Source organism: Teichococcus globiformis (assembly GCF_042646265.1).
GTDB classification, from domain to species: Bacteria; Pseudomonadota; Alphaproteobacteria; order Acetobacterales; family Acetobacteraceae; genus Pseudoroseomonas; species Pseudoroseomonas globiformis.
Genome location: NZ_JBHRTN010000010.1, coordinates 24,014 through 40,412 on the forward strand (window position 1 = coordinate 24,014; position 16,399 = coordinate 40,412).

At 66.7% G+C, this 16,399-nt stretch carries 9 protein-coding genes; 7 read left to right on the forward strand and 2 right to left on the reverse strand.

Annotated elements, in window-relative coordinates:
- Positions 1–5: 5 nt before the first annotated feature.
- Positions 6–479 (forward strand): MaoC family dehydratase, encoded by a 474-nt coding sequence (locus ACFOD4_RS10990; RefSeq protein WP_379596401.1) that lies wholly within the window; start codon positions 6–8, stop codon positions 477–479.
- Positions 476–1,330 (forward strand): HpcH/HpaI aldolase/citrate lyase family protein, encoded by an 855-nt coding sequence (locus ACFOD4_RS10995; protein ID WP_379596403.1) that lies wholly within the window; start codon positions 476–478, stop codon positions 1,328–1,330. Before ACFOD4_RS10990 ends, ACFOD4_RS10995 begins: the two co-directional genes overlap by 4 nt.
- 256 nt (positions 1,331–1,586) lie before the next feature.
- Here the strand turns inward: ACFOD4_RS10995 and ACFOD4_RS11000 are convergent, their stop codons facing one another.
- On the reverse strand, positions 1,587–2,669 hold the full coding sequence (locus ACFOD4_RS11000) for a glycosyltransferase (RefSeq protein WP_379596405.1): 1,083 nt from the start codon (positions 2,667–2,669) through the stop codon (positions 1,587–1,589).
- 155 nt (positions 2,670–2,824) lie between these two features.
- On the opposite strand from ACFOD4_RS11000, the gene ACFOD4_RS11005 reads away from it, so the two are divergent.
- The 3 genes from ACFOD4_RS11005 (at position 2,825) to ACFOD4_RS11015 (ending at position 11,220) form a co-directional block, all read left to right on the forward strand.
- The gene (locus ACFOD4_RS11005) at positions 2,825–7,150 is read left to right on the forward strand and encodes a choice-of-anchor I family protein (protein ID WP_379596407.1); all 4,326 of its coding nucleotides are present in this window, start codon (positions 2,825–2,827) and stop codon (positions 7,148–7,150) included.
- A gap of 174 nt (positions 7,151–7,324) precedes the next feature.
- On the forward strand, positions 7,325–9,526 hold the full coding sequence (locus ACFOD4_RS11010) for a TonB-dependent siderophore receptor (protein ID WP_379596409.1): 2,202 nt from the start codon (positions 7,325–7,327) through the stop codon (positions 9,524–9,526).
- Positions 9,527–9,615: 89 nt separating this feature from the next.
- Positions 9,616–11,220, forward strand: coding sequence for an ABC transporter substrate-binding protein (locus ACFOD4_RS11015; RefSeq protein ID WP_379596411.1), 1,605 nt, complete (start codon positions 9,616–9,618; stop codon positions 11,218–11,220).
- Positions 11,221–11,266: 46 nt separating this feature from the next.
- Here ACFOD4_RS11015 and ACFOD4_RS11020 read toward each other — a convergent pair whose 3' ends face one another.
- The gene (locus ACFOD4_RS11020; RefSeq protein ID WP_379596412.1) at positions 11,267–12,673 is read right to left on the reverse strand and encodes an SH3 domain-containing protein; all 1,407 of its coding nucleotides are present in this window, start codon (positions 12,671–12,673) and stop codon (positions 11,267–11,269) included.
- Positions 12,674–13,725: 1,052 nt separating this feature from the next.
- Between ACFOD4_RS11020 and ACFOD4_RS11025 the strand changes: the two genes are divergently transcribed.
- Both ACFOD4_RS11025 and ACFOD4_RS11030 read left to right on the forward strand, forming a co-directional pair.
- A complete protein-coding gene (locus ACFOD4_RS11025; protein ID WP_379596413.1) occupies positions 13,726–14,769 on the forward strand; it encodes a hypothetical protein in 1,044 nt (347 codons plus the stop codon).
- Positions 14,770–14,774: 5 nt separating this feature from the next.
- A complete protein-coding gene (locus ACFOD4_RS11030; protein WP_379596414.1) occupies positions 14,775–16,289 on the forward strand; it encodes an MBOAT family O-acyltransferase in 1,515 nt (504 codons plus the stop codon).
- The last annotated feature ends 110 nt before the right edge of the window (positions 16,290–16,399 follow it).

Here is a 16,399-nt window from a genome sequence, read left to right on the forward strand (position 1 = left end):
ACACCATGGCCGGTCTGTGGTTCGAGGAACTGGTCGAGGGGCGCGTCATCGATGCCGAATGGCGCCGCACCCTGACGGAGGCCGACAATGTCGCCTTCTGCGGCATGACCATGAACGTCGCGCGGCTGCACCTGGATGCCGAGTACATGAAGAGCAGCGAGTTCGGTCAGCCGCTGATGAACTCGCTGCTGACGCTCGGGCTGATGATCGGCATGAGCGTGCACAACACCACCAACGGTACCTCGGTGGCCAATCTGGGCATGACCGATGTGCGCTTTCCCGTGCCTGTCTTCGCCGGCGACACCATCGGGGTGCGCACCACCGTGCTGACGGCGCGGCCCAGCAAGTCGCGGGCGGATGCGGGGATCGTCACCTTTCTGCACGAGGCCTACAATCAGCGTGGCGAAGTGGTGGCACGATGCGAGCGCGCGGCGCTGATGCACCGCCGCCCTGCCGGCACGATGGAGAGCACACGATGAAGCTACGCAACCTGCTCTTCGCCCCCGGCGATTCGCAGCGCAAGCGCGACAAGGCCCTGGCCAGCGACGCGGATGCGGTGGTGCTGGATCTGGAGGATGCCGTCGGACCCGAAAAAAAAGATGCGGCGCGTGCGGAGCTCGCCGCCCTTCTGCCCGGCCGCGAGCGGCGCGAGGTGGTGGTGCGCGTCAATGCGCGCGGCACGGACTGGTATCTGCGTGACCTTGCCTCCATCGTGCCGGGCGCGCCCATGGCGGTGATGCTGCCGAAATGCACGGGCGCGGGCGACATCGCCGCACTGGACCACCATCTCGAGGCACTGGAAGTGGCGGCGGGGCTGGAGCCCGGGCGCATCGGCGTGCTGGCGCTGGTGACGGAAACCGCGGCCTCGCTGCACGGGCTGGATTACCGCGGCGCGCCGGCCCGGCTCCGGGGGCTGTGCTTCGGAGCTGAGGACCTGTCCTCTGACCTCGGTATTCCGGCGCGCGACGCGTCGGGCCGATACCCGGCGCCGGTGCATCAGGCCAGGGCGGCGCTGCTGCTTGCAGCTGCCGCCGCTGGGTTGCCCGCGCTCGACACGCCGTTTCCTGACCCGCGAAACGCGGAGGGACTGGCGCTGGAAGCTGCGGCGGCGGCGGCCGATGGGTTTTCCGGCAAGCTTTGCATCCATCCTGCGCAAATTGGGCCGGTGGCGCAGGCCTTCACCCCCGATGCCGCACGGCTGGATTGGGCACGGAAGGTCGAGGCTGCCTTCCGCGCGGCGCCGGAAGCCGGCGTCATTTCCCTGGATGGACGCATGATCGAGCGGCTGCATCTGCGCCTGGCGCAGCGCCTGCTGGCCCTGGCCGGCTGAGGCCCTATTTTCCTTCGCGCGGCACCTGCGGGCGCTGCGCCAGCCAGACGGCGATCATCTCGGCGAACAGGACCGGCCCCGGATTGGATGCCGGGGCGTCAGGCACGGGTGGGGCTGGTGGCGCGGCGTTCTGCTGCACAGGACGGCTCCTGCTGTACGCGTAAATTTCTGCATGACTTTACGCGTTACGCGAGCATTTTCTGTCTGTGCCTTATCAAATCAGCGAAATCATGGCCGCAAAGCCACAGCTGGTCCGTCAGGCGGCAGGTGTTCGATGCCGGGTTATCGCCGTGCGGTAGGCGGCCTCGTACTGACCCGCTCGCAGCCGGATGTCGCAGACCTGCTCCGCGCGGCGACGGCAATCCATCCGCCGCAGCACCGCAGCACCCTGAATACTGCGCGCCAGGGCGGCCACATCGCCCGGCGGCGCAAGGCGGCCACTCACCTCATTGACAAGGCTCGGCAACGGTCCTTGCGCGAAGCCTGCCACCGGCGTTCCGCAGGCAAGGGCTCTCGCCGCCGACAGGCCATACGCATCGGAGGGCCGGTCGGTACACACCACCACCGCCGCAGCGCTCATCGCCAGCGCCAATCCCCGGGGATCAAGCTGCCCCAGATGCCGGCTGCCATTGCGCAGCCGGGGCCTGATGCGATCGTTCCAGAAGCCCAGATCGGTGATCGGTCCGGCGATCAGCAGCGGCAATCCGGCAATCAGCGCGGCTTGCAGGGCCATCAGCACGCCCTGGCCGGGACCAACCGGACCACACCACAAAGCATGAGTGCCAGAGGGCCGAAGCAGCGCAGGCTGGAACACTTCCAGGTCGATGCCGCCGGGCAAGACCGGCACTGCCCCCAGACGGCCTTCCCAGGCTCGGGCCACGGTGCCCGACAAGGCGACGAAGGGCATCTCGGGCCACTGCCGCTCGGCGACGGCCTGATCGAGCACGGGGCAGGGCGGTGCGTGGAGGGCCGTCAGCATGGGCGCCGCCAGCTCATGTGCCAGCATCACCGGCAGCTCGTGGCGGCTGTCATTGTGGATGATGTCAGGGGGATCGCGCCGCAGCATGTCGATGATGCGGCCCTGCGCCTCGAACTGCGCCAGCGCGGCGGCCTCGGATGCCTTACGCCCCGGAATACGGGAGATGGGGCCTGTGGCCGGACCGACGCAAACTGCCCCCAGATGCGGATCGGACCCCTCGGCAGCAAACAGCCTGACGCGGTGGCCCCTATGACGGAGGGCACGAACCAGGCTGTAAGTGTGGTGCTGGGCACCTCCTGGAAAGGGTTCCGCGACCGGGTAGTCCAGCTGCGAAATAACATCGATCCGAAGGCCCGCCATGCCTCCAACCCCCTAAACCGCCGCAATCGTAACGGCCCAGGTGGCGCCAGGTTTCATGAACAACGGGGCTGGGCCGTAAATTGTCATCGAACCGTGCATGTGAGCAGGCCGGAGCCGGACTACTCGCCAGGGTCGAAACGACCTCGGAGGCGAAAATGTCGGGACTTGTGGGCACTCCGCTGTGGAGCATGGACAACGGAGCGGGCGCGGCCGGCGGAGCCGAGATGGTCGCCTATGATGCGGCGCGTAACTTGGTTCTTGTGCTCGGCGCCAAAGGCATCGAGGCGCTGGACGCCGCCACGGGCGCGTCCCGCTTCAGCCTATCCGCCGGCGCTCTGGGTTCGATGGGGACGGCGAACAGCGTCGCGGTGCATGGCGACGTGGTCGCCGCCTCCTTCGACGGCGCCGAGCAGGGCGGCAATGGCACGGTCGCATTGTTCCGCTTGGCCACCGATGGCGGTTCCGCGGAGCTGATCCGCACCGTGAAAGTGGGCGCCACGCCTGACATGGTGACCTTTACCCCGGATGGCAGCCAGCTCCTGGTCGCCATCGAGGGGGAGCCGACCGATTCCTATGCCACGGCCGAGAATGGCTCGGTTGTGGGGGACCCGGTGGGCGGTGTCGCGACCATCGACGCCGCCAGCGGCGAGAGCCGCTTCTCCGGCTTCACGGGCTTCGACACCGAGGCGCTCAGGACGGCCGGTGTGCGCATCGCCGGTGTCGAGGGCATCACCGCGAAGACCGACCTGGAGCCGGAATACATCGCCTTCTCCGCTGACGGTGCGACAGCCTTTGTGTCGCTGCAGGAGAACAACGCCATCGGCATCCTGGATGTCGCCAGCGGCGAATGGAAGGCGATCCACGCCCTTGGCACCAAGGACCACTCGCTGGAGGGGCAGGGCCTCGACACCAACGATCAGGACGGCGTGCCGAACGTCGTCACCGCGCCCGTGCGCGGCCTCTACATGCCCGACGGCATCGCCACCTTCGTCCATGACGGCCAGACCTACCTGGTCACCGCCAATGAGGGCGACGCTTCCGAATGGGGTGACTATTCCGACGTGGCGCGGATCAAGGACGTGGCGCTGGACTCGGGTGCATTTCCCAACGCGGCCGAGTTGCAGCGGGACGAGGACATCGGTCGTCTGGAGATCTCCACTGCCGACGGCGACGTTGACGGCGATGGCCAGTTCGAAGCGCTCTACAGCTTCGGCGGCCGCTCCTTCTCGATCTGGGAAGTGACCGATGATGGTTTGGCCCGCACCTACGACTCGGCTGAGCTGATGGAGCGCATGCTGGCCGAGCACGCGCCCGGGCTGCTGGATGATGGCCGCTCCGACAACAAGGGGCCGGAACCCGAAAGCGTGGTGATGGGTACGATCGACGGCCAGCTTTACGCCTTTGTGGCTCTGGAGCGCGCCGACTCCGTCATGGCCTTCGCTATCAACGGGCCTACCGAGGTCGAGTACGCCGGCATCATCGCCACCGACGACGCACCGGAGGTCATCCGCTTCATCTCCGCCGAGGATGCCCCGGCCGGGGTTGGCGGCCCAATGCTGATCGCGCCCAATGAGGGCTCCGGCATCACCACTGCGCACCGGCTGGAAATCGAGCCAGGTGGCGAGCAACCGGGCGACGGCACCTATACGCTTCAGATCCTGCACGGGTCGGATTTCGAGGCCGGGCTTGCCGCCGTCGAGCGTGCCAGCCAGTTCGCCGCCATCGTCGACCGGCTGGAGGACGCCGAGGCCAACAGCATCACCCTGTCGTCGGGCGACAATTTCTTGCCCGGCCCCTTCATCGCCGCCGGTACCGACAGCTCGATCGAGGAAGAGTACCAGGATCTCTACGCATGGTTGCTCGGCGTTCCGCGCGAGCAGCTGGCGGGCCTGTCCTTGAGCCCCGCCGCCGCCGACATCGCCATCATGAACGCCATCGGCCTTCAGGCCAGCGTGTTCGGCAACCACGAATGGGATCTGGGGGCCAGCACCGTGGCCGCCGCCATCGGCTTCTCGGGAAAGCAGGGCGACATTGGCTCCATCGGCGCCCTGTTCCCCTATCTTTCGGCCAACCTGGATTTCTCCGGCGACACGGGCATGTCGGCCCTGTTCACCGAGGTGCTGCTGAGCTCCACCAACTATCGCGCGATCGCGGAGGACCTGGCCAGCGCCGAGGCCATCGCCGCAGCTGCGGCTGCGCCGCAGGTGTCGCCCTGGACCACCATCGAGGAAGGCGGCGAGACCATCGGCGTGCTGGGCGTCACGACCCAGCTGCTGGCTTCCATCTCCTCGCCTGGCAACGTGCTGGTAAAGGACCCCGCCAGCGATGGCGGTGCGAACAACACCGATGAGCTGGCGGCGATCCTGCAGCCCTTTGTCGATCAGATGATGGCGCAAGGCATCAACAAGATCGTGCTGCTGAGCCATCTGCAGCAGTATGAGCTGGAGGTGGAGCTGGCCGGCAAACTGTCGGGCGTTGACGTCATCGTCGCCGGCGGCAGCCATGCCGTCTTCGCCAATGAAGGCGACACGCTGAATCCGGGCGACACTGCGGCGGAAGGCTATCCGCTCTTTGTCGAGGGTGCGGACGGCCATACGGTGGCGGTGGTCAACACCGCCAACGAGTACAGCTACGTCGGTCGGCTCGTGGTCACCTTCGACAAGAACGGCAACATCATCCGCGACAGCGTCGATCCCGCCGCATCCGGCGCCTATGCCGTGAGTGAGGACACGGTGTCCGGCATTTGGGGCAACGAGGACGCCTATGCCGACGGTACGCGCGGCGGCGAGGTGCTAAAGCTCACCGACGCCATCGGCGAGGTGATCGAAGCCAAGGACGGCAACGTCTTCGGTTACTCCGATGTCTTTCTGGAAGGCCGACGCAGCGAAGTTCGCACGGAGGAAACCAACCTCGGCAACCTGACAGCCGACGCCAACCTCTTCGTCGCCCGGCAGGTGGACGCCGGGGTGACCGTTTCCATCAAGAATGGCGGCGGCATCCGGGCCGAGATTGGTACCATCGGCACCGGGGCCGAAGCCGAGGAACTGCCCCCTGCCGCCAATCCGGCCGCAGGCAAGGCAACCGGCGCCGTCAGCCAACTCGACATCGAGAACTCTCTCCGGTTCAACAACGCCCTGTCGATTGTCACAGTCTCGGCCGAGGATCTGGTGAAGGTGTTCGAGCATGCCGTGGCCGGCGTGCGCGACGGTGCCACGCCGGGCTCCTTCGGCCAAGTCGGGGGGGTCGCCTTCAGCTACGATGCCACCGGCGCGGCCCAGGTGTTGAACGCGGATGGCGGCGTGGCGACCGCAGGCGGCCGCATCCGTACCCTGTCCATCCTCGATGAGGACGGTGCAGTGCTGGATACTATCATGCAGAACGGCGAACTGGTCGGCGATGCGTCCCGTGCCATCAAGATGGTGACGCTGACCTACCTCGCCGAAGGAGGAGACGGCTACCCGATCGGCCTCTACGCACAGGACAAGGTCGATCTGACAGGCAGCGCCGCACTGACGGAGGGCGCAGCGACCTTTGCCGACAGGGGCACGGAACAGGACGCGCTGGCCGAGTACCTGGCCGCCCGCCATGCCACGCCGGAAACCGCCTACGGTGCGGTCGATGCCGGTCCGGCGACGGATGAGCGGATCCAGAACCTCGCTGTGCGCGAGGACACTGTGCCGGTCGCCGGGGAGAGGCCGGATGAGGGCGGTGACCGAATCCTTGGCACCGATGGCGACGATGTGCTCCAGGGCACGGCCATGGATGACCGCATCTTGGGCGGCGCCGGCGACGATATTCTGGCTGGCGGTGACGGCCACGACCAGCTCTTCGGCGGCGATGGCGACGACATCATGATCGGCGGCGTAGGCAACGACGTGTACCATGTGGCCCAGCCCGGCGACATTGTCATCGAGCGCGCCGGCCAGGGCACCGACCGAGTGGTCTCGCGGATCGACTACGCGCTGCCCGGCAACGTGGAGAAGCTGCAACTCCACGGCGAGTCGAAGACCGGCACGGGCAACGCGCAGGACAATGTCATCATGGGCAACGCCCTGGACAACGTTCTCTTGGGTGAGGCTGGCAACGACGTGCTGCGGGGCGGGGCGGGTGGAGACCGACTCGATGGCGGCAGCGGCAACAACCGCCTCTGGGGCGATGGGGAAGCCGATACCTTCGTGTTCTCCTCCCTTCAGCAAGGCGATCTGCAGCGCATCATGGACTTTGCCCCGGGCGAGGATCGGCTGGAGTTCGACGGTGCCGTGTTCACCGCCCTTTCCGGCTGCGGGAATGACGGCACGCTGCGGGAGGATGCTCTGACCACTACCGGTGCCGCGGCCACCGGCGCGACCCGCCTGATCTACGAGGCGGCGAGCGGCAACCTCTACTACGATGCCGACGGGAAGGGCGGGGAAGCCGCCAACCGGATCGGCTGGATCGGCAAGGATCTCGATCTTGGCGCGTCGGACATCTGGGTAGGCTGATCTGCCGCCGCCGGGGCTCCCGGCGGCACCTCACTGGCACAGGGGCCGTCGTGACCCATGCTTTTCCCCGTGCAGCTTATTGCAAGCGCGTCGCAATCTTAATAAGACCGCTTGTGCCAGCGGAAGCCGGACCAATGGGGGTTGCACGGTCCGCGGCTGCGAGAAAGAGTCGCCATGCGCCGCATCCCATTCCACATCACACGATCCCAGGCCGGACGTGCCGCCTTGCTGGGCTCGGCCGCTATGGTGCTGGCGTTGTCCATCGCGCCTGTGCGGGCGCAGGGTGCGCTGGAGCTGCCTACGGTGGAGGTGGGTGCAACGGCATGGCGCTCGTGGGAGCATGTGCCAGGCTACGTCGCGCCGCAGACCACCACAGGCTCCAAGGTGGATGTTCCGTTGATCGAGGCGCCGCAATCGGTTGGCGTCGTGACCCGCGACCAGATGGACGACCAAGCGGCACAAACCGTTTCCGATGCCCTGCGATACACGGCAGGGGTGCTCCCCGAGGTGCGCCCGAGCGGTCGCTACGACAGCGTCTTCGTGCGTGGCTTTGGCGGCGGCGGCACCGATGCGGCCTATGTGAACTTCTTGGACGGGCTGCGCATGGGTCGAGGCGCCAACTACGCCGTTCCCAACGTGGACCCCTGGCTGCTGGAGCGGATCGAGGTGCTGCGCGGCCCGGCCTCGGTGCTCTACGGGCAAACCGGTGCGGGCGGCATCGTCAATTTGGTCAGCCGCCGTCCGGCCGCAGACCAGGTGCAGGAAGTGCGGATCGAGGCCGGAAGCAATGGCCGCCTGATGGCGGGCTTTGATCTCGGCGGCCGTGCCAATGACGAGGGGACGGTGCTGTTCCGTCTGACCGGCATGGGCCGCATCAACGACACCCAGTACGACTACATCAGCGAGCAGCGCCTCGCCATCGCCCCCGCCATCACCTGGCGGCCGGATGACAACACCAGCTTCACGGTGCTGGCCAGCTTCCAGGATGATCCCGAGGCCGGGTTTTACAACTTCGTGCCGGCCTCGGGCACGGTGCTGTTCAACCCGAATGGCCGGCTCGGCTCCAACCTTTTCGTTGGCGATCCGAACTACCAGAAGGAGAGCAAGCGGCAGGCCACCATCGGGTACCAGCTGGAGCACCGCTTCGACGAAGTCTGGACCGCGCGGCAGAACTTCCGCTTCGGCACCATCGCCTCGAACCGCGAGATTGTGACGATGGGGGCCCCGATCGGCGGGCCCAACGGTGCCGTGTGGAACCGTCGCGCCTTGTTCGCGCGGGAACATGCCTACACCTTCGCCCTCGACAACCAGCTGCAGGCTGAGTTCGACACCGGCGCATTGCGGCACGTTGTTCTGGCTGGCCTCGACTGGTCGCGCGCCCAGTCCAAATCGCGCATCGGCGTGTCGACCAATGTGCCGACGCTGAACCTCTATGCGCCGGTCTACTGGCAGAACATCGCGGCACCCACGGCGGTGACGCCGACGAGCAACATCACCGACCAGCTCGGCCTCTACCTGCAGGACCTGATCTCCTACGATCGCTGGCGCCTGAATATCGGCCTGCGGCATGACTGGGCGACGAGCGAGGCCAATCAGCGCGCCGCCGGCACGCACACGAGCCAATCGGATTCCGCCACCACGTGGCGGGCTGGGCTGCTTTACCTGTTCGACAACGGCTTGGCGCCCTATGTCAGCTACTCCACCTCGTTTCTGCCCAATTCCGGCACTTTCTCCCCGGCACGTGGCGGCAACCCCTTCGATCCGACTGAGGGCGAGCAGTACGAGGCCGGCATCAAGTACCAGCCACCGGGCCGCAGCAGCTTCGTCCAGGCGGCCATCTACCACATCACCCAGAAGAACGTGCTGACCCAGGACCCGAACAGCCTCCTGTTCAGCATCCAGGAAGGCGAGATCCGCTCGCGAGGGTTCGAGCTTGAGGGACGCGCCGCGCTGACTGAGGGGCTCCACGTGATCGGCAGCTATTCCTACATCGATGCAGAGATCACCCGTTCCACCCAGGCCGGCGTGCAGGGCAACCCGGTGCCGCAGGTGCCGCACCACATCGCCAGTGGCTGGGCCAACTACACCTTTCGCGACGGACCGTTACGCGGCCTGTCCTTCGGCGGTGGCGTTCGCTACGTGGGTGAGACCTCGGGCACCAATACCGACAGCTTCAAGGTGCCGGAGGTGACGCTCTTCGATGCCGCGATCCGCTACGATCTCGGCGCCGTGTTGCCCAAGGCGGATGGGCTGCAACTCACTGTCAACGGCACCAACCTGGGCGACAAGGAGTTCGTCGCCAGCTGTTCCACCGCCACCAACTGCTTCTTCGGGCAGCGGCGGCTGATCCTGGCCGGGGTTAACTATCGCTGGTGATGCCGAGGCCGGTCGCGGTGCCCGGCACGCGGCTTGCTACCTCCCGTTCCGCCGTGTCACTGTCGTGGACAAAACGGGAGGTTCCGCCGATGACAACACCATTCCTGACGCGCCGCGCCGCGCTGGCGGCGGGAGCCGCCGCATTGGCCGTGCCCGCTGCCACGCCGCGCCGGGCCTCTGCCCAGGGCGCTCGGACCCTGACCATCGCCATCGGCGGCTCGGTCACCTCGCTTGACCCGCATTTCTACAATGCCTCGCCCAACCACAGCGCCAGCCAGCACTTCTTCGAACGGCTCACGGAATTCAGTGCTGACGGAAAGCTGCAACCGCAGCTGGCGGAAAGCTGGCGGGTTGTTGAGCCCACCGTGTGGGAATTCAAGCTCAAGAGCGGCGTGAAGTGGCATGACGGCCGCGACTTCACTGCCGAGGATGTCGCGTTCACCATACAGCGCGCGCCCAACGTTCCCAATAGCCCGGGAGGCTTCGGACCTTTTACCCGAGGTGTCGAGCGGCTTGAGATCGTCGATCCGCTGACCATCCGGTTTCATACGCCCGGTCCCTATCCGATGCTGCCGACCGACTTCGCCTCGCTCGCCATCATCTCCAAGCATGTGGGGGAGGGTGCTTCCACCGAGGACTACAACAGCGGCAAGGCTGTGGTCGGCACCGGCCCCTATCGCTTCAGGTCCTACCTGCCGGGCAACCGCGTTCAGATGGTGCGCAACGATGCCTATTGGGGCGGCACGCCCCCCTGGGAAGCGGTGGATTTCCGCATCATCTCCTCGCCGCCCGCCCGCACCGCGGCACTCCTGTCCGGCGATGTGGACATCATCGACACCGTGCCGTCCTCCGATCTTCCGCGACTGCGCGAGGAAGCCCGGCTGGATCTGACGTCGATCCAGGGCCTGCGCGTTATCTACCTTTCTCCCGACCGGTCCCGGGACGACAATCCCATCCAGGTCACCGACAATGACGGCAAGCCCCTGCCGAAGAACCCGTTCAACGACCTGCGAGTGCGCCGCGCCCTGACCATGGCCATTCAGCGCGAGGCACTGGCCAAGCAGGTCATGCAGGGCACTGCGACGGCGAACGGGCAGTGGCTGCCACCAGGCGCCTATTCCTACAACCCGGATGTGAAGGTGCCGGCCTACGATCCCGAAGGAGCCAGAAAGCTACTCGCTGAGGCTGGATTTCCGCAGGGCTTCCGCATGGTGCTGAGCACACCGAACGACCGCTACCCCAATGATGCCCGAACGGCGCAGGCCGTGGCGCAGATGTGGACGCGCATCGGCGTGCAGACCCAGGTGGACGCACTGCCCTGGTCGGCCTTCTCCGTGCGTGCCAACCGGCAGGAATTCGGCATGCGTCTTGTTGGATGGGGCAGCGTCACGGGCGAAGCGTCCTATGCGCTGGTCAACATTCTCGCCACCTACGATACCGAGAAGCGCATGGGCGCGAACAACCAGGGTCGCTACAGCAACCCGGAGCTGGATGCCCTTACCGCCAAGGCACTCGGCACGCTGGATGACGAGGAGCGTGAGGAGATCCTGAAGCAGGCGGTAAAGCTGGCGATGGACGATGTGGCTATTTATCCCCTGCACCAGCTTATGAACACATGGGCCGTGCGTAAGGGGTTGAAGCATTCACCGCGCATGGATGAACGCACGCGCGCCATGGATGTGATGCCCGGCTGATGCCGGATGGCCGGCGGATGGACCGCCGGCCGCCGGGCTCTGCTGGTCAGCGGACGAGCGTATTGTACACCCAGCCCAGGCTCTCTCCCTCCTGCGAGGTTAATCGCAGCCAGCCTTCGCTTTCCTCGACGATGCGGACCGGCGTGCCTGCGGGCAGCACCCGAAGGACCGGCGAACCGCCGAAAGCAGCCGCGCGCAGATTGGCGGCCTGTCGGATCGCGCCCGGCCGCCAAGCCGTGGCGGCCGCTCCGGCTGCCGGTGGCTGTGCCTCGCCAGGCAACGTCAGGTTGCGGGGGCCGGGAGCCTGGATCACAGGCGGCGCCGCAGCGCTTTCGGACGGAGCCTCGGTCGCGCCGGCGCTGCGCGGCGGTGCGGGCGGCGCGGGCGGAGGCGGCATGGGTAGACCGTTAGGGTCCTCCACCACCGGCGGCTGCTCGCTCAGCGCCACCTCCGGAACCGGCGCCAGAACGGGAGGTGAGGCGGTCGCAGGTGACTGCTGAGCCGGTGCCACGGGCTGGGGCTGCGGGGGCGACGAAGGCTGCGGTCCATCGGAACCTCCACCTGTGGTCAGGCTGCCCAGGAAAAAGGCCAGTCCGATCAGGGGCGGCACGGCGAGCCACCCCCAGATCGCCCGCGAGCGACGCGGCGCCGCTGCCGCCGGAACAGCCCTGGCAGCCGGCTGCAAGGGGCGGGATGGGCGCTCCGCCGGCTGTGCCACGGGCGCAGGCGCCTGCACCGGCAGACTGAGCTGCCGATAAGGATGCAGCAGTTTGTAGGGATACCCGGCCAACGCCTCGATATAGGCGCGGTAGGCGGCCACAAAGGCTCCGCCCAGTGCCACATTGCTGACCGCTAGCGACTTCACCAGCCCGTCGCCGCTGATGTCGATGCGCATGTACTGCGCCAGTGGCCCGTTCTCGGAATGGCCGATGATCTCGGCGTCCCCTGAGGGCGAGTTCTCGGTAAAGCGGAAGCTGCCGACATCCATGGCCATGCGGCGGCCATCGATGATGCGGTCGCTGCCAAAGAAGAAGCCGGGCAGGAACTCCCAGAAGCCGACGCCCATCAGCACCACGGTCTGTGCTTCCTTGCCGAGGGCGGCCTCGGGCACGGCGGACACAGTCAGGTTGCGCGGCTCACGCGGCACCAGCGCGCCCAGCATCGGATCCGGGCGGTGCACCATCTCGAACACCATCCCGGCATGGGACAATTCGATGGCCGCCTGCAGGAAGTCGCCATAGGCCCGCTCCACCTCGGGGCTTTCCAGCACCCGTGCCGCCTCCGGCAAGATTGCGCGGCGCTGCTCGCTGACCGAAGGTTGCGGGCCGTATTCTCCGGTCAGGGCTGGATCCGGCGGCAGGGATGGCCCCTGCGGTCGCACCGCCGGCGATCGGGCATCTGGCCCGGCGCCGACACTGGCCGGGCGGGCAGGCGCGGATGGAGGGGCCTGCATGCCGGAAGCGGCCGATAGCGCAGAGGCGGCTTGCTGCTGCGGAACGGCACGCGCTTGGTTGTCCGAGGAGCCGGTGTCCGGAGGAGAGGCCTGCCGCGGTACGGCATCCGCCCCCGCCCAGCCTTCATCCGTACCGGAACGCAGCCAATCCTCGGCCGGAGCGGCAGCGGGGTGAGCAGCCCCGGGGGGTGCCTGGCGGGCCGCCTGTCTCGGCCCTGGCACGGAGGCAACCGCGCCAGCCGTCGTGGATGAAGGGGAGCCGGCCGCGCTGCCGTCACGGTTGGGCGTGATGGCGCCATCCTGTGTACCCGGTTTAGGCGACGGCACAGCCTGAGAGGACGGGTTTGAGGGCCCGTGCGGGGGTTGACCCTTGCGGAAAGGGCCTCGAGGCGCGCGCAGTCCGGATGACATAAGGCTATCTGGCACAGAAGCGGTTCCCCGTCCAAGCGGCCCAGCTGTTGACCGGAGCCTTTGCGGCTGACCGCCACCTCCCAGACCCGGTAAAAGGTCCGGAGCGGCCTGCCGGCAGCGCGCTGCATCTTCTTCGCGGACGCGAGATTTGGCGACGTTGCAGGCGCTGTGATCAAAGGAACGAAGCCGAAGTTAAGGTCACATCTCCGTTATTTTAACTTGAAGTTGAAGAATGATAGCGCAGTGGCTCGCAGCACGACTGTGGTCTGGCGGTCTCTGCCTCTCCAGGATGTGTGCATCCAGCGACACGATGGCTCGCCAACAAGGTTGAAGAACGGGTTCGCTTCTGGTTAAGCAATGGCCATGTTCGGCTCCGGCACCCCTTGCGGTGTGGCCATGACGGTCACGCCGCCCTAGCGCAGCCTCCGAGCGTCGCCCTGCCTCTCGGCAGCGGACGGCGCCCGGCCAGCGCGTGCCCGTTCATCCAAGGGATGGCGCGGCACCGTTAGGTGTGGTGCGCCCGCAGCCTTGAAGCACGGCCCCTGCGGCTCCCGATCCTGCCGCCCCTGAACCTTCCTGTCTTTGAAGACCCTCCAATCCTGGCGGACGTATTTGCGCCTGCCTGTGTCCAGGGATTCCCCGTGCCCGATCAGCATCCTTTCGTGCCGCCCCGCGCGGCCGACGCCCGTCATCTGCCGCCCGGGATGGAGGCAAGGCCGGCCTTTCACCGGCATGCGGCCCTGCGCTTCCTTTCCGCCTTCGCATTGCTGGTTCTGGCGGGCTTCGGTGCCATAGCGGGGGCGCATTGGCTGCTGGCCCGGCAGGATTTGCTGCCCCCGCCGCCGCTGGCCGCCACGGATTGCATCGACGGAAAGTTCGCGGAACTGCGGACGATCGACCTGACGAGCCCGAACCTGATCGCCATCGGCTCCTCGGCCACCTGGCGCAATCTGGACCTGGCCGCGATCGCACGGCGACTTCCCGGCGCCACACCCTACAACGCCGCGCCGTGCTACCTGCACATCGATCAGACCGCTTTTCTGGCCGAGCAGTTGCTGCCGCGGCTTCCAGCCGTCACTACAGTGCTGACGGTGGTGCATCCGCGTGACTTCGAAGCCTGCCCGGCGGCGGCGCGCGCCTTCTTCGAACCAGCCCTGTTCGGTGCCTACTTGGATGGCACGGTGCCCGGTTGGCTGCCTTATGTCAGTGGCTTCCGGCCCCTGTATCTGGCGCGTACCGCCGCAGAGCGACGTGCAGGCGGGCAGCCGGAAGGCGATCGCGTGGCCGAGGACCGCTTCGGTTCCGCCGTGCTGCGCCATCGGCATTTCTGGCGCCCCGAGTTGCAGCTCGATCCTTCCTGCATGCAGGGGCTGGCCGATCTCGAGGCCGTGGTCGCGGAGCGTGGGGCCCGGCTGGTGGTCGCTGTCCTGCCCATGATGCCGGAATGGGCTTCAGCCAACGATCCCGAGGGCCGCCGGGTGGATGGCTGGGTGCGCGACATGCGGGCCCGACTGACACGACCTGAAACGCTGTTCGTGGATGGCCGGACGCTGCAGTGGGACAACAGCCGCTTCGCCGATCCCGTCCACCTGATCTACCCGGAGCACTCGGCCTTCAGCGACCTTATCGGCGCGGCCATGCAGAAGGCCGGCTTCGACTTGACCCGGCGTGTTGAAGGGAGCTGAGGGCCATGCTGTTCAACTCGCACATCTTCATCCTGGCTTTTCTGCCCCTGACGCTGGCCGGTTGGCTGCTGCTCGGACGGCTGCAGGACACGCGGCCGGCGCGGCTCTGGCTGTTGGCCGCCTCGCTGGTGTTCTACGGCTGGTGGAGCTGGCTTTATCTGGGTCTGCTGCTGCTCTCGATGGCGGGCAACTACTCGCTCGGCAACGCGATCCTGTCGGTGCGCGACAACGCCCCCGGCCGCGCGAGGCTTCTGGCGATCCTGGGCATCTCAGCCAATGTGGGACTGCTCGCCTGGTACAAGTATTCCGCCTTCGTGCTGCAGAATGTGGGAGCACTTGCCGGGCTCGACTTCGCGGTGGGGGGCGTGATCCTGCCTCTCGCCATCTCCTTCTACACTTTTCTGCAGATCGCCTACCTTGCCGATTGCCGCGGCGGCCGGGCGGAGCGCTACAGCGTCCTCGACTACACCCTCTTCGTGACCTTCTTCCCGCATCTGATCGCCGGGCCGATCGTCCACCACAACGAGCTGATCCCGCAATTCCACGACCGCGGCATCTACCGCTTCCGGGCGGAGGACGTCGTGGCCGGACTGGCCTTCTTTATCCTGGGCTTGCTGAAGAAGCTGGTGCTGGCTGATCCGGTGGGTGCGCTTTCCGCGCCGGTGTTCCAAACGGCCGCCGGGGCACCCCCCGGTTTCGCCGAGGCCTGGATCGCGCTGCTCGCCTTCTCCGCTGGGCTGTACTTCGACTTCTCGGCCTATTCGGACATGGCGATCGGGCTGGCGCGCATGTTCGGCATCCGGTTCCCGTACAATTTCAACTCGCCTTACCAGGCCGTGTCCATGATCGACTTCTGGCGTCGCTGGCACATGACGCTGTCGCGCTTCCTGCGTGATTACATCTACATCCCGCTGGGAGGCAGTCGCCAGGGCAGCGGGAAGCGGCACGTCAACCTGATGGCAACCATGGTGCTGGGCGGGTTGTGGCATGGTGCCGGATGGACGTTTGTGGTCTGGGGGGCGCTGCACGGCTTCTACCTGCTGGTCAACCACCTGTGGCGCGGTGCCGTAGCCGCCGGGCGGGCGCCGGCCCTGGGCGTCGGCCTCGGCCGGGTGCTGACCTTGTTGGCGGTGATGCTGGCCTGGGTGTTCTTCGCGGCACCCGATCTGGCCTCCGCGCGCGCAATCCTTGGCGGCCTTTCCGGGACTCAGGGCTGGGCGCAGCCGGAAACGACACGCCTGTTGGCGCTGCTGGTCACGAGCGGTCCGATCGGACTTGTGCAGGAAATGGGCGGCACTGCATTGCTAGGCCTCGCTGGCAGCCTGGCCATGCTGGGCATAGCGCTCGTGTTGATCATGGTGGCACCAAATTCGCAGGCCATCATCGACGGTGAAGCTTCCACCCTTTCACGCCTGCGGTTCCGGCCACGCATCGGCATGGCCGTGACGGCCGCGGGCGCCTTCCTTCTGGCCCTGAGCCTGATGGCCGACGTCAAGGAGTTCGTCTACTTCCAGTTTTGATCCCTTCCTGATGCCTCAGTCTCATTGCTCGCGAGTGGGGAATTTGCTTCAATGAAGACAACCTTAGCGGGATAATGAGGTTGTTGAAATGATCTCGGGGGAGAGTTGCC